General features: G+C 61.7%; 8 protein-coding genes, 2 tRNA genes, 3 rRNA genes and 1 pseudogene. 4 read left to right on the top strand and 10 right to left on the bottom strand.

The window, feature by feature from the left end:
- Positions 1 to 239: 239 nt before the first annotated feature.
- The gene (locus tag ABIE04_RS10545; RefSeq protein ID WP_354549652.1) at positions 240 to 1,175 is read left to right on the top strand and encodes a carbohydrate kinase family protein; all 936 of its coding nucleotides are present in this window, start codon (positions 240 to 242) and stop codon (positions 1,173 to 1,175) included.
- Positions 1,176 to 1,225: 50 nt separating this feature from the next.
- Here ABIE04_RS10545 and glpK read toward each other — a convergent pair whose 3' ends face one another.
- The 7 genes and pseudogenes from glpK to ABIE04_RS10510 all read right to left on the bottom strand — a co-directional run bounded on the left by glpK (position 1,226) and on the right by ABIE04_RS10510 (position 8,572).
- Positions 1,226 to 2,725, bottom strand: a complete 1,500-nt coding sequence (gene glpK, locus ABIE04_RS10540) for a glycerol kinase GlpK (RefSeq protein ID WP_354549650.1) — start codon at positions 2,723 to 2,725, stop codon at positions 1,226 to 1,228.
- Between the two features lie 84 nt (positions 2,726 to 2,809).
- Positions 2,810 to 3,046 (bottom strand): annotated as a pseudogene (locus tag ABIE04_RS10535) (YqhA family protein); the annotation flags it as partial.
- Positions 3,047 to 3,241: 195 nt separating this feature from the next.
- A 5S ribosomal RNA gene (rrf, locus tag ABIE04_RS10530) occupies positions 3,242 to 3,355 on the bottom strand.
- Positions 3,356 to 3,598: 243 nt separating this feature from the next.
- A 23S ribosomal RNA gene (locus tag ABIE04_RS10525) occupies positions 3,599 to 6,480 on the bottom strand.
- Between the two features lie 202 nt (positions 6,481 to 6,682).
- Positions 6,683 to 6,758, bottom strand: a tRNA-Ala gene (locus ABIE04_RS10520).
- 18 nt (positions 6,759 to 6,776) lie between these two features.
- Positions 6,777 to 6,853: transfer RNA gene (locus tag ABIE04_RS10515), tRNA-Ile, on the bottom strand.
- Between the two features lie 174 nt (positions 6,854 to 7,027).
- Positions 7,028 to 8,572, bottom strand: a 16S ribosomal RNA gene (locus ABIE04_RS10510).
- Together the 16S, 23S and 5S rRNA genes with 2 tRNA genes alongside form the textbook arrangement of a ribosomal RNA operon.
- Before the next feature lie 471 nt (positions 8,573 to 9,043).
- On the opposite strand from ABIE04_RS10510, the gene ABIE04_RS10505 reads away from it, so the two are divergent.
- Entirely contained in the window at positions 9,044 to 9,496 is a 453-nt protein-coding gene (locus ABIE04_RS10505) for a DUF192 domain-containing protein (RefSeq protein ID WP_436410368.1), read from the top strand.
- Between the two features lie 219 nt (positions 9,497 to 9,715).
- On the opposite strand, the gene ABIE04_RS10500 is transcribed toward ABIE04_RS10505, so the two are convergent.
- Complete coding sequence (locus ABIE04_RS10500; RefSeq protein WP_056391343.1) at positions 9,716 to 9,910, bottom strand: rubredoxin; 195 nt, start codon at positions 9,908 to 9,910, stop codon at positions 9,716 to 9,718.
- A 116-nt stretch (positions 9,911 to 10,026) separates the two neighbouring features.
- Between ABIE04_RS10500 and thiE the strand changes: the two genes are divergently transcribed.
- On the top strand, positions 10,027 to 10,665 hold the full coding sequence (thiE, locus tag ABIE04_RS10495; RefSeq protein WP_354549645.1) for a thiamine phosphate synthase: 639 nt from the start codon (positions 10,027 to 10,029) through the stop codon (positions 10,663 to 10,665).
- Positions 10,662 to 11,942 carry a glutamate-1-semialdehyde 2,1-aminomutase gene (hemL, locus tag ABIE04_RS10490; protein ID WP_436410367.1) on the top strand — a complete coding sequence of 427 codons (1,281 nt, stop codon included), beginning with the start codon at positions 10,662 to 10,664 and terminating at the stop codon, positions 11,940 to 11,942. Before thiE ends, hemL begins: the two co-directional genes overlap by 4 nt.
- A gap of 1 nt (position 11,943) precedes the next feature.
- Here hemL and ABIE04_RS10485 read toward each other — a convergent pair whose 3' ends face one another.
- Together ABIE04_RS10485 and ABIE04_RS10480 are read right to left on the bottom strand one after the other, a co-directional pair.
- Entirely contained in the window at positions 11,944 to 12,363 is a 420-nt protein-coding gene (locus ABIE04_RS10485; protein ID WP_354549643.1) for a lactoylglutathione lyase, read from the bottom strand.
- Positions 12,364 to 12,404: 41 nt separating this feature from the next.
- Positions 12,405 to 13,631 carry an acetylornithine/succinylornithine family transaminase gene (locus tag ABIE04_RS10480; protein WP_354549641.1) on the bottom strand — a complete coding sequence of 409 codons (1,227 nt, stop codon included), beginning with the start codon at positions 13,629 to 13,631 and terminating at the stop codon, positions 12,405 to 12,407.
- Between the last annotated feature and the right edge of the window lie 397 nt (positions 13,632 to 14,028).

Here is a 14,028-nt window from a genome sequence, read left to right as displayed (position 1 = left end):
CGCCAGTCTAGTCAGCGTGGCTCGCATGCGCAAGGACAATAACGTTAAGAAACCCTTTTACAACACGACCATAAGCACACTTTCTGTGTCTCGAAGTGAGCTGAGGCTTCTCGTAAAAAGTCGCCAACAAGGACAGATAGCGGTACGATTCCAGCCTTTGGCCGAAGCCGGCCGGCTCGGCACTCGGCCGACCGCGGCAGCGCGGTCTTTCCACACCTTACCCGGGGACTCCCGCACACATGTCTGCCGTCATCTGCGGATCGCTGGCCTACGACACCATCATGGTGTTCCAGGACCAGTTCAAGAACCACATCCTGCCCGACCAGATGCACATCTTGAACGTGTCGTTCCTGGTGCCGCGGATGCGCCGCGAGTTCGGCGGCTGCGCCGGCAACATCGCCTACAACCTCAAGCTGCTCGGCGGCGACCCGCTGCCGGTGGCAGCCGTGGGCCAGGATTTCGGGCCGTACCGCAAGCACATGGAACAGTGCGGCATCCGGCTCGACTGCGTGCGCGAATTCGACGACCAGTTCACCCCGCAGTGCTTCATCACCACCGACCTGGACAACAACCAGATCACCGCCTTCCACCCCGGCGCGATGTCCAGCGCGCAGGAAAACCACGTGCGCGATATCCCCGAGATCGACTTCGCGATCGTCGCACCCGACGGCCGCGAGGCGATGCTGCAGCACGTCGAGGAGTTCGCCACGCGCGGCGTGCCGTTCATCTTCGACCCGGGCCAGGCGATGCCGCTGTTCAGCGGCGACGAGTTCCGCTCGATGATCGGCAAGTCGACCTACGTGATCGTCAACGACTACGAGTCGCAGCTGCTGCAGGCCCGCACCGGCTGGAGTGCCGCCGAGATCGCCGGAAGGGTGACCGCGTACATCGTGACCCAGGGCCCGCGCGGTTCGCTCATCCACGTCGGCAGCGATACCCACGACATCCCGCCGGCGCGCGAGCGCCAGATCGTGGATCCGACCGGTTGCGGCGACGCTTACCGGGCCGGCTTGATCTTCGGCATCATGCGCAAGAAGGACTGGCCCACGATCGGTCGCATGGCTTCACTGATGGGCGCGCTGAAGGTGGAGCATCCCGGCACGCAGAACCAGCGCTTCAGTTACGCCGAATTCGCCGCGGAGTTCCTCGACCAGTTCGGTTACGCGCTGGACTGACCGCAGCTTGATCGCGAGGCTCGCGCGGCACGGCCCGGGCCTCGCTCTTTTCAGTCGACGCGAAAACCGATGGTGGCGTTCACCGCATCCTGCCAGCCGCGGTACAACCGCTCACGGCGGGACTCTTCCATGACGGGCTGGAAGCGCCGGTCCACCTGCCACAACGCCGCGAGCTGCTCGCGACTCTCCCAGAAGCCCACGGCCAGGCCTGCCAGATAGGCCGCGCCCAGCGCGGTGGTCTCCGCCACTCGCGGTCGCAGTACCGGCACACCGAGCATGTCGCTCTGGAACTGGGCCATGAAGTCGTTGGCGATCGCGCCGCCGTCGGCGCGCAATTCCTTCAGCGGAATGCCGGCGTCCGCCTCCATCGCAGCCAGTACATCGCGCGACTGGTAGGCCATCGACTCGAGCGCCGCGCGCACGACATGCTCCTTGCGGGTCCCGCGCGACAGACCGAACATCGCGCCGCGCACGTCGCTGCGCCAGTACGGAGCGCCCAGCCCCACGAAAGCCGGCACCAGGTACACGCCTTCGCTCGAATCCACGCTCTCCGCGCAGGCCTGCGAATCGCTGGCGTGCTGCAGCATCAACAAGCCGTCGCGCAACCACTGCACCGCCGAGCCGGCGACGAAGATGCTGCCTTCCAGCGCGTACTCGACGGCACCGTCCAGCTCCCACGCGATCGTCGTCAACAGCCCATGGCGTGATGGCACGGCCTGGGTTCCGGTATGCATCAGCATGAAGCACCCCGTGCCGTAGGTATTCTTGGCCATGCCGGGCTCGAAACACGCCTGACCGAAGAGTGCCGCTTGCTGGTCGCCGGCCACGCCGCTGATCGGCAATCCGGCCGGCAAGCCAGGCAATGCCACGGTATGGCCGTATACCTCGCTGCACGAACGCACCTGCGGCAACATGCTGCGCGGGATACCCAGCATGCGCAGCAGTTCGTCATCCCACTGTCGCTTGTGGATGTCGAGCAACAGCGTACGCGCCGCATTGCTGACGTCGGTGACGTGCAGCTTGCCGCCGCTGAGATTCCAGATCAGCCAGCTGTCGATCGTGCCGAACAGCAGGTCGCCACGCTCCGCACGGGCGCGGGCGCCGTCGACATGATCGAGGATCCAGCGGATCTTGCTGCCGGAAAAGTACGCGTCGATCAGCAGCCCGGTCTTTTCGCGCACCAGCGGGGCATAGCCGTCTACCTCCAGCCTCTCGCAGATCGCCAGGCTCTGCCGCGACTGCCAGACGATGGCGTTGTAGACCGGCTGGCCAGTGTACCGATCCCACACCACGGTGGTTTCGCGCTGGTTGGTGATGCCGATGCCGGCCAATTCGCCGGCATCGACTTGTACCGAGGTCAGCACCTCGGCGATCGTCGCCAGCACGCCGGCCAGGATCTCCTGCGGATCGTGCTCCACCCAACCCGGCTGCGGAAAAATCTGGCGGAACTCGCGTTGCGCCGAGCCGGCCACAGCACCGGCTCGATCGAACAGCATCGCGCGCGAGCTGGTCGTGCCCTGATCTATCGCCAATACGTAACGGTGCGCCACGGCACTTCCCTTCGCACGAACCTGTCGGCAAAGAGTAGCAACAGGCCATGCCTGGAGCGATCGCCCTGGATCATCCGCTCATGTTCAATGCGCGCCGGCGTGCTTGCCGCCGGGCTGGGTCAGCTTGTCGATATACGCAAGCGCCACCGCCGAGGCCACGAATGTCAGGTGCAGCAGGATCTGCCACATGATGGTTTCGCCGTCCATGCTGCGCGCCTTGATGAAGGTGGCGAGCAGGTGGATCGACGAAATGCCGATGATGGCCATCGCCAGCTTCACCTTCAGCACGGTGGCATTCACGTGCGACAGCCATTCCGGCTGAGATGCCGGTGTGGAGCAACGTGGCTGGTCTCCACCAGGTGCCACAGCTTCCCGCAGGAATTGCACGACACAGATGCCCTGGGCAACTATGAGGCCAGATATAACAACGCCTGCAGCCTGCGATCGTCGATCGCGGCCGCAACCGCCACAAAGACGAAGGCCTCCCCGGATGGGGAGGCCTTCTTTGGATAAAGCCCCTGGCGGTGACCTACTCTTGCATGGCAAAGCCACACTACCATCGGCGCATGCGCGTTTCACTTCTGAGTTCGGGATGGGATCAGGTGGTACCACGCCGCTATGGCCGCCAGGGAAGGGGTGGGAGCAGCGCTGACGCGCCGGCTCCACATTTTTGAAGAGACGGCCCTGACAGCCGGCTCTCCTGTGAACGATCCTCGATTGAAGAGTTGAAGAGTCCGGCCATGGATGGCCGGTCTTGACTCTCCGTGAGAGGATCTCACGTAAAGATAATTGTAAACGAGTGACAAGCGTCGAGGTGAATTCGAATCAATCGAGACGGTGCAAAGGAACGTTTGCGAAGCGTCTTGGGGTTATATGGTCAAGCCGCACGGCTCATTAGTATCAGTTAGCTGAACGCATTGCTGCGCTTCCACACCTGACCTATCAACCACCTGGTCTTGATGGTGCCTTAAGGAGAGTCAAGCTCTCGGGAGATCTCATCTTGGGGCGTGCTTCCCGCTTAGATGCTTTCAGCGGTTATCACTTCCGTTCGTAGCTACCGGGCAATGCCATGGGCATGACAACCCGAACACCAGCGGAACGTCCACTCCGGTCCTCTCGTACTAGGAGCAGCCCCCCTCAAATCTCCAACGCCCACGACAGATAGGGACCGAACTGTCTCACGACGTTCTGAACCCAGCTCGCGTACCACTTTAAATGGCGAACAGCCATACCCTTGGGACCGGCTACAGCCCCAGGATGTGATGAGCCGACATCGAGGTGCCAAACACCGCCGTCGATATGAACTCTTGGGCGGTATCAGCCTGTTATCCCCGGAGTACCTTTTATCCGTTGAGCGATGGCCCTTCCATACAGAACCACCGGATCACTATGACCTACTTTCGTACCTGCTTGATCCGTCGATCTCGCAGTCAAGCACGCTTATGCCATTGCACACAGTGCGCGATGTCCGACCGCGCTGAGCGTACCTTCGTGCTCCTCCGTTACTCTTTGGGAGGAGACCGCCCCAGTCAAACTACCCACCATACACGGTCCCTGACCCGGATTACGGGCCGAGGTTAGAACGTCAAGCACTTCAGGGTGGTATTTCAAGGATGGCTCCACGCAAACTGGCGTCTGCGCTTCAAAGCCTCCCACCTATCCTACACAGAAGAACTCAACGTTCAGTGTAAAGCTATAGTAAAGGTTCACGGGGTCTTTCCGTCTTGCCGCGGGAACGCTGCATCTTCACAGCGAATTCAATTTCACTGAGTCTCGGGTGGAGACAGCGCCGCTGTCGTTACGCCATTCGTGCAGGTCGGAACTTACCCGACAAGGAATTTCGCTACCTTAGGACCGTTATAGTTACGGCCGCCGTTTACTGGGGCTTCGATCAAGAGCTTCGCCTTGCGGCTGACCCCATCAATTAACCTTCCAGCACCGGGCAGGCGTCACACCCTATACGTCCACTTTCGTGTTTGCAGAGTGCTGTGTTTTTGATAAACAGTCGCAGCGGCCAGGTTACTGCGACCCATCAACGCTCAGTCACGCACGTGACCACGTCGATGGGCGCACCTTCTCCCGAAGTTACGGTGCCATTTTGCCTAGTTCCTTCACCCGAGTTCTCTCAAGCGCCTTGGGATTCTCACCCTGCCTACCAGTGTCGGTTTACGGTACGGTTTTTCTACAGCTGAAGCTTAGTGGCTTTTCCTGGAAGCGTAGTATCAGTCACTTCGTCCAATAGGACTCGTCTCGGTGCTCGGCATAAAGGGTCCCGGATTTGCCTAAGACCCATGCCTACCGCCTTTCCCCGGGACAACCAACGCCCGGTAGACCTAACTTTCTCCGTCCCCACATCGCACTGTAGAAAAGTGCTGGAATATTAACCAGCTTCCCATCGACTACGCATTTCTGCCTCGCCTTAGGGGCCGACTCACCCTGCGCCGATGAACGTTGCGCGAGGAAACCTTGGGCTTTCGGCGTGGGGGCTTTTCACCCCCATTATCGTTACTCATGTCAGCATTCGCACTTCCGATACCTCCAGCAGACTTTACAATCCACCTTCACAGGCTTACGGAACGCTCCTCTACCGCGTACACATAAATGTGCACACCCCGAGCTTCGGTGCATAGCTTAGCCCCGTTAAATCTTCCGCGCAGACCGACTCGACCAGTGAGCTATTACGCTTTCTTTAAAGGATGGCTGCTTCTAAGCCAACCTCCTGGCTGTCTATGCCTTTCCACATCGTTTTCCACTTAGCTATGACTTTGGGACCTTAGCTGCGGGTCTGGGTTGTTTCCCTTTTCACGACGGACGTTAGCACCCGCCGTGTGTCTCCCGGATAGTCTGTCCTGGTATTCGGAGTTTGCCATGGTTTGGTAAGTCGCGATGACCCCCTAGCCATAACAGTGCTCTACCCCCAGGAAGATTCGTCCGAGGCGCTACCTAAATAGCTTTCGAGGAGAACCAGCTATCTCCGAGTTTGTTTAGCCTTTCACTCCTATCCTCAGCTCATCCCCATCTATTGCAACAGATGTGGGTTCGGTCCTCCAGTGCGTGTTACCGCACCTTCAACCTGGCCAAGGATAGATCACTCGGTTTCGGGTCTACTGCCTGAGACTATGCGCCCTATTCAGACTCGATTTCTCTTCGCCTCCCCTATACGGTTAAGCTTGCCACAGACAGTAAGTCGCTGACCCATTATACAAAAGGTACGCAGTCACCCTTGCGGGCTTCCACTGCTTGTACGTATACGGTTTCAGGGTCTATTTCACTCCCCTCTCCGGGGTTCTTTTCGCCTTTCCCTCACGGTACTAGTTCGCTATCGGTCAGTCAGTAGTATTTAGCCTTGGAGGATGGTCCCCCCATGTTCAGACAAGGTTTCACGTGCCCCGCCTTACTCAATTTCACACAAAGTGCCCTTTCGTCGACTGGGCTATCACCATCTATGGCCGGCCTTTCCATGCCGTTTGACTAGAACACAATGTGCTTTTGGGCTAGTCCCCGTTCGCTCGTCGCTACTCAGGGAATCTCGGTTGATTTCTTTTCCTCCGGGTACTTAGATATTTCAGTTCCCCGGGTTCGCCCTGCATGGCTATGTATTCACCATGCAGTACTCCTTGCGGAGTGGGTTTCCCCATTCGGACATTGCCGGATCAAAGCTTGTTGCCAGCTCCCCGACACTTTTCGCAGGCTGCCACGTCCTTCATCGCCTCTGACTGCCAAGGCATCCACCGTATACGCTTAGTCGCTTGACCATATAACCCCAAGTCGCCTCGGGGCAGCACCCTCCTCAGGTGCAGCCAAGTTACTTCGTTTTCGTGCCTTAACACTTGTCTCGGTTCGGTTCGAACCAAGACGCTTGTCACTCGTTTACGTGTTTTCAAAGAACATCACACCGGCCTCAATGCCGGGTGATTTCAAAATCTTGGGTGTGCTGATACTTCACGCAGCGCTTGATGGTGGAGCCTGTCGGGATCGAACCGACGACCCCCTGCTTGCAAAGCAGGTGCTCTCCCAGCTGAGCTAAGGCCCCAAGGTATCCTCGGACTAATGGTGGGTCTGGGTGGACTCGAACCACCGGCCTCACCCTTATCAGGGGTGCGCTCTAACCACCTGAGCTACAGACCCAGTGAGATCGAACCCCAGAACCTAAGCCAGGCTACCTGGAACTCGGTTCGAAGCGGCTGTTCCTGAAGAGCCCGGCCATGGCTGGCCGATTTGCTCTTCGCGAAACGGACTTCGCGTGAAATACAGGTGTCTTGTGTGGACGTCTTGCGTGAAGACTCACGCCGTCATTTCTTGAAAGGAGGTGATCCAGCCGCACCTTCCGATACGGCTACCTTGTTACGACTTCACCCCAGTCATGGACCACTCCGTGGGCGTCGTCCTCCTTGCGGTTAGACTAACGCCTTCTGGAGCAACCCACTCCCATGGTGTGACGGGCGGTGTGTACAAGGCCCGGGAACGTATTCACCGCGGCATAGCTGATCCGCGATTACTAGCGATTCCGACTTCACGGAGTCGAGTTGCAGACTCCGATCCGGACTGGGATCGGCTTTCTGGGATTGGCTCCACCTCGCGGTATTGCAACCCTCTGTACCGACCATTGTAGTACGTGTGTAGCCCTGGCCGTAAGGGCCATGATGACTTGACGTCATCCCCACCTTCCTCCGGTTTGTCACCGGCAGTCTCCTTAGAGTTCCCACCATTACGTGCTGGCAACTAAGGACAAGGGTTGCGCTCGTTGCGGGACTTAACCCAACATCTCACGACACGAGCTGACGACAGCCATGCAGCACCTGTGTTCCGATTCCCGAAGGCACTCCCGCATCTCTGCAGGATTCCGGACATGTCAAGGCCAGGTAAGGTTCTTCGCGTTGCATCGAATTAAACCACATACTCCACCGCTTGTGCGGGCCCCCGTCAATTCCTTTGAGTTTCAGTCTTGCGACCGTACTCCCCAGGCGGCGAACTTAACGCGTTAGCTTCGACACTGATCTCCGAGTTGAGACCAACATCCAGTTCGCATCGTTTAGGGCGTGGACTACCAGGGTATCTAATCCTGTTTGCTCCCCACGCTTTCGTGCTTCAGCGTCAGTGTTGTCCCAGATGGCCGCCTTCGCCACTGATGTTCCTCCCGATCTCTACGCATTTCACCGCTACACCGGGAATTCCACCATCCTCTGACACACTCTAGCTGTCCAGTATCCATCGCCATTCCCAGGTTGAGCCCGGGGATTTCACGACAGACTTAAACAACCGCCTACGCACCCTTTACGCCCAGTAATTCCGATTAACGCTTGCACCCTTCGTATTACCGCGGCTGCTGGCACGAAGTTAGCCGGTGCTTATTCCTCAGGTACCGTCAGCCCCATAGGTTATTAACCCGTGGTATTTCGTTCCTGATAAAAGTGCTTTACAACCCGAAGGCCTTCTTCACACACGCGGCATTGCTGGATCAGGCTTGCGCCCATTGTCCAATATTCCCCACTGCTGCCTCCCGTAGGAGTCTGGGCCGTGTCTCAGTCCCAGTGTGGCTGATCATCCTCTCAGACCAGCTAGCGATCGTCGCCTTGGTAGGCCATTACCCTACCAACTAGCTAATCGCACATCGGTCCGTCCAACCGCGCGAGGCCCGAAGGTCCCCCGCTTTCTCCCGTAGGACGTATGCGGTATTAGTCCCGGTTTCCCGAGGTTATCCCCCACGTCTGGGTAGGTCCCGATGCATTACTCACCCGTCCGCCACTCGCCACCCACAGTATTGCTACTGCTGTGCTGCCGTTCGACTTGCATGTGTTAGGCATGCCGCCAGCGTTCAATCTGAGCCAGGATCAAACTCTTCACTTAAGTTTTCGATCGTCACATCGCCTTTGCAGACCATGATGACAATCTATCTTTCTGAAGCGTTCTTCCCAACCAATCAAAACTCATTACTGACTTTTTACTTGGTGGGACGCTTGCATTGCTTGGACAGGTCGTAACCCTCCAGCACAAGACGTCCACACAATTCACCTGCGCACACTGTCAAAGATCCTTGTTCTGCATCCCGTTTCCGGTCTGCGCCCCAGAACGTTTCGTCCCGGGTGAGCCGCCCATTCTACATCGCTTTTTGCGACCGTCAACACCTTCAGCCAAGAAATTTTTCAGCGTGGAAGTGTTGCGGAACCTTCGCGAAAGGGCGCCTCGTCGAAGGGGCGAGAATCATAGCGCCGAGCCGCGCATCTGGGAAGGGGGCGCATGCATTTTTCTCGCGGAAGCGCAGCTGACCGCAGCGCTACACTGCCCGTCGCGTCTTCCCGCCCGCGACGAGTGCCTGCGATGAAACGATGGATTGCCTCGATGTTGTTCCTGCTGGCCGGTTGTTCCGGCAGCACTCCAGCACAGTCCGCAAAGCCGGCGGTCGAATTGCATGGACAGCGTTTCTCGGTGGAGCTCGCCACCGACGACGCCAGCCGGCAACATGGCCTGATGATGCGCACCGCGCTGGCGCCCGACCACGGCATGCTGTTCGTGTTTCCCTACATCGGGCCGCAGGCGTTCTGGATGAAGAACACGCTGATCCCGCTGGACATCCTGTATTTCGATGCGAATCGCCGACTGGTCTCGATGCAGCTGGATGTGCCGCCATGCAAGGCCGATCCCTGCCCGACCTATCCCAGCGACGCACCGGCGATCTACGTGCTGGAGCTGTCTGCCGGCACGGCGCAGCGCATCGGAGCGAAGCCGGGAGACACGTTGAAGATCGACGGCGACGTCGGGCCGGTGCGCTGAGCGGCTGCACGCGGCGCGTCGAGCATGCCGACACGATAGGGGATCAGGTCTTCGGGGCGCAGGTTTTCCAGCGCGTCCCAGTCGTCTTCGAACGGAATGAACTGTTGCATGGGATGTTCCCCGTATGGCGCGCCGCGTGGCCGGGCGCAGGAACATCAGAGCAGGCGGCCCGGTCAATGCACTGACGGGATCGGGCCGTTTGCGGGCAGGAATCGGCGTTCAGTCGAGTTCGATCATCTCGAAATCGTCCTTGGTGGTGCCGCAATCCGGACAAGTCCAGGTGTCGGGCACGTCTTCCCAGCGAGTACCGGCGGGAATCCCTTCGTCGGGCACGCCCACGGCTTCGTCATAAATGTAGCCGCAGACGACGCACATCCATTTGCGCAAGGCGGTTTCGGTGGAACTCTGGCTCATGATCGGGCTTCTTCGGATCTCTGGGGAATGGAGCATTCTCGCAACTCGCCCGACAATACGAAAGCGCGACGACGTCGCCGCCCTTTCCACCGCGCTCGCGAGGCCATGAATTGAAGATGCCCACACCCCAACCGGACCGCGGCCTGTACGCCATCACCGATGGGCCGCGCGCCGATCTTCTGGACGTCGTCACGCAGGTACTGGCTGGCGGCGCCAGGCTGTTGCAATACCGCGACCTGAGCGCGGATACGGTGCGGCGCCACGCCGAAGCGACAGCGCTCAGGCAGTTGTGTAGCGCCCATGGCGTGCCGCTGATCATCGACCACGACATCGCGCTGGCCCTGGCCGTTGGCGCGGATGGCGTGCACCTGGGCCGGGACGACGACGATCCGCGAGCCGTGCGTGCCGCGCTGGGTGAACACGCGATCATCGGCGTGTCGTGCTACGGCTCGCTGCCGCGAGCGCAGGCCGCCGCGCGCGCCGGCGCCAGCTACGTGTCGTTCGGCGCGTTCTTTCCCTCGCCCACCAAGCCGCTGGCAGCGCGCGTCCCGATCGACTTGCTGAGGCAAAGCGCCGCGCTCGGCGTGCCGCGGGTGGCGATCGGCGGGATCACGCCGGACAATGGCGCCTCGCTGGTCGAAGCCGGCGCCGACTACCTGGCGGCGATTACCGCCGTCTTTGCCGCTGCCGACGTGCGCACCGCCGCGCAACGCTTCGCCGACCTGTACTCCTTCGATCGAGAATCCACCCGATGACCAACCACGAACTCTTCCAGCGCGCCTTGCCACTGATGCCCGGCGGCGTGAACTCGCCGGTGCGCGCGTTCAAGTCGGTCGGCGGCGAGCCGTTCTTCACCGCGCGGGCGGACGCCGCGTACTTGTGGGACGTCGAAGGCACGCGCTACATCGACTACGTCGGCTCGTGGGGGCCGATGATCGTCGGCCACAATCATCCCGCCGTGCGCGAGGCGGTCGAACGCGCGGTGCAGCATGGCCTGTCGTTCGGCACACCCTGCCCGGCCGAAGTGACCATGGCCGAGACGATCACCCGGCTGATTCCCTCGGTCGAGATGGTGCGCATGGTCAACTCCGGCACCGAGGCGACGATGTCGGCGATCCGCCTCGCCCGCGGCGCCACCGGCCGGGCGAAGCTCGTGAAATTCGAGGGCTGCTACCACGGCCACGGCGACAGCTTCCTGGTCAAGGCCGGCTCCGGCGCGCTGACCTTCGGCGTACCGACCTCGCCGGGCGTGCCGAAGGCGAATGCCGACCTCACCCTGACCCTGCCGTACAACGACCTCGATGCCGCGAAGGCATTGTTCGCCGAGCAGGGCAACGAGATCGCCGGCCTGATCATCGAGCCGGTCGCCGGCAACATGAACTGCATCCCGCCGGTGGACGGCTATCTGCAAGGCCTGCGCGAACTGTGTACGCAGCATGGCGTGCTGCTGATCTTCGACGAGGTGATGACCGGTTTCCGCGTGGCGCTCGGCGGCGCGCAAGCGCATTACGGCGTGACGCCGGACCTCACCACGTTCGGCAAGATCATCGGCGGCGGCATGCCGGTGGGCGCTTATGGCGGCCGCCGCGAGCTGATGGAGCAGATCGCCCCCGCCGGGCCGATCTACCAGGCCGGCACGCTGAGCGGCAATCCGGTGGCGATGGCGGCGGGCCTGGCGATGCTGGAGCTGATCCAGGCACCCGGCTTCCACGACAAGCTGGCCGCCCGCACGCGCGTGCTCTGCGACGGCCTGCAGTCCGTCGCCGACGGCGAAGGCATCGCGTTCAGCACCAACCGCGTGGGCGGCATGTTCGGCCTGTTCTTCAGCGCCGAAAAAGTGCAGAGCTACGCGCAGGCGACGGCGGCGGACGTGGCGCTGTTCAACCGCTTCTTCCACGGCATGCTGAAGCGCGGCGTGTACCTGGCGCCATCGGCGTTCGAAGCCGGCTTCATGTCCAGTGCGCATACCGACCAGGACATCGCCGACACGCTGGAAGCCGCGCGCGGCGCCCTGCGCGACGCAAAAGGCTGATTCACCAGCTGCCGGTATTCGGCATCGACGCCCACGGCTCGCGCGGCGGCAGATGGCCTTCCTGCAGCAGCTCGATCGAGATCAGGTCGGGCGAGCGCACGAAGGCCATGTGGCCGTCGCGCGGCGGGCGGTGGATGGTGCAGCCCATCGCCTGCAGGCGCGCGCAGGTGACATAGATGTCCTCGACGCGGAACGCCAGATGGCCGAAGTTGCGCGCCGAGCCGTAGTCCTCCTGCGAGTCCCAGTTCCAGGTCAGCTCGAGCTCGGCCTCGGGGCTGTCCGGCGCAGACAGGAACACCAGCGTGTACTTGCCTTCGGGCACTTCCTTGCGGCGCACCTCGTGCAGGCCGAGGCCTTCGCAGTAGAAACGCAGCGAAGCGTCGAGATCGCGCACGCGCACCATGGTGTGAAGATATTTCATCGGAATGCTCCTGATCGGTGGGCTGTGGCGAGAATCTCGACTCAGCCTGCCGCAAAGTCGTTCAAGGCCGCGTGCAGGCGCGTGAGGCCTTCCGCCATCTCTTCGTCACTGATCGTCAGCGGCGGCACGAAGCGCAGCACGTCAGGCCCGGCCTGCAATAGCAGCAGGCCATGCGCGGCGGCACAGTCGAGGATCGCTCCTGCCTCGCCCTTGTAGGCATCGGCCAGCACCGCGCCGATCATCAGGCCGCGACCGCGCACCTCGGCGAATACCGGCAACTCGCGATTGATCCGGGCCAGCCCGGCGCGCAGGTCGTTCGCCTGCCGCTCCACGTTCATCAGCACCGCCGGCGAGGCCAGCTTGGCCAGCGCGACACGGGCCACCGCTGCCGCCATCGGGTTGCCGCCGAAGGTGGTGCCGTGCGCACCGTATTGCATCACCTCGGCCACCTTCGGGCCGGCCAGCATCGCACCGATCGGAAAGCCGCAGCCGAGCGCCTTGGCCAGGGTCACGATGTCCGGCGTGACGTCGTCGTGCGCGTGCGCGAACAGCGTCCCGGTGCGGCCCATGCCGCACTGGATCTCATCCAGCACCAGCAGCGCGTCATGCTGGTCGCATAGTTCGCGGATGCGCTTGAGGAAACCCGGCGCGGCCGGCAGCACGCCGCCTTCGCCCTGCACCGGCTCCAGCATCACGGCGGCGACGTCGCCCGTGGCGAACGCCGCCTCCAGTGCGGCGACATCGTTGAAATCCGCGTAGCCGAAACCTGCGGGCAACGGCTCGTAGCCCGCCTGGTATTTCGGCTGCGCGGTAGCGGTGACCGTGGCCAGCGTGCGGCCGTGGAACGATCCCCTGAACGTGAGGATGCCGCGCTGCTCCGGCGCACGCCCCTTCGATGTCGCCCACTTGCGCACCAGCTTGATCGCCGCCTCGTTCGCCTCGGCGCCGGAGTTGCACAGGAACACGCGCTCGGCGAAATGCGAGGCGTGCACCAGCTCCTCGGCCAACCGCAGCGGCGGTTCGGTGTAGAACACGTTGCTGCTGTGCCAGAGTTTCTGCGCCTGCGCGACCAGCGCGGCGAGCAGATCCGGGTCCTGGTGGCCGAGCGCGTTCACCGCGATGCCGGCGCCGAAATCCACATAGTCGCGGCCGTCGGTATCCCACACCCGTGCACCCTTGCCGTGGTCGAGCACCAGCTCGCGCGGCTTGTATACCGGCAGCCAGTAGCGCTTGCCGAGTTCGATCAGGGCAGAGGGTTGTTCGTGCATGGTGGTTCTCGAGGTGGCGGTGCGGACCGCTGGATGGACGACGTGCGTTGCGTGGCGCGCATCGTAGAGCCACGCCGCGGCCACACACAATCACGCCTGCTGTTGTAACACCTGGCGACGGACTGTATCGCCCGCGTTACAGCCCGCCGCAAGGCAACGGCGGCGCGCATCGCCACGCGCGCGCCCCGCCCGGCGCGGGTTGCTGCTGTATACGCGACGACACGACGACGCCTCGGCTCGAACCGGTCCGATCGCCGTAAACCGCGCCGCGACGGGCTTTGTCGCGAATGGCACGCGGATTGCTCATGCATTGCTCATGCAGAGGCGAACCGAGCGCCGCACCATCGCCGTCGGATGGTGGCGATGAGTAATGCAGACCAGACAGCCGCGCAAGCGG

Origin of the sequence: Rhodanobacter soli (assembly GCF_040548735.1) — a bacterium.
In the GTDB taxonomy this organism is placed as follows: domain Bacteria; phylum Pseudomonadota; class Gammaproteobacteria; order Xanthomonadales; family Rhodanobacteraceae; genus Rhodanobacter; species Rhodanobacter soli_A.
The sequence above is the reverse complement of the archived record's forward strand: the minus strand, read 5'-3'. Positions and strand labels throughout refer to the sequence as shown.

Bases quoted from the DNA above. Each gene is read 5' to 3' on its own strand.
- ABIE04_RS10545 (WP_354549652.1), top strand. From the start codon at position 240: ATGTCTGCCGTCATCTGCGGATCGCTGGCCTACGACACCATCATGGTG.
- ABIE04_RS10505 (WP_436410368.1), top strand. From the start codon at position 9,044: ATGAAACGATGGATTGCCTCGATGTTGTTCCTGCTGGCCGGTTGTTCC.
- ABIE04_RS10500 (WP_056391343.1), bottom strand. From the start codon at position 9,910: ATGAGCCAGAGTTCCACCGAAACCGCCTTGCGCAAATGGATGTGCGTC.
- thiE (WP_354549645.1), top strand. From the start codon at position 10,027: ATGCCCACACCCCAACCGGACCGCGGCCTGTACGCCATCACCGATGGG.
- hemL (WP_436410367.1), top strand. From the start codon at position 10,662: ATGACCAACCACGAACTCTTCCAGCGCGCCTTGCCACTGATGCCCGGC.
- ABIE04_RS10485 (WP_354549643.1), bottom strand. From the start codon at position 12,363: ATGAAATATCTTCACACCATGGTGCGCGTGCGCGATCTCGACGCTTCG.
- ABIE04_RS10480 (WP_354549641.1), bottom strand. From the start codon at position 13,631: ATGCACGAACAACCCTCTGCCCTGATCGAACTCGGCAAGCGCTACTGG.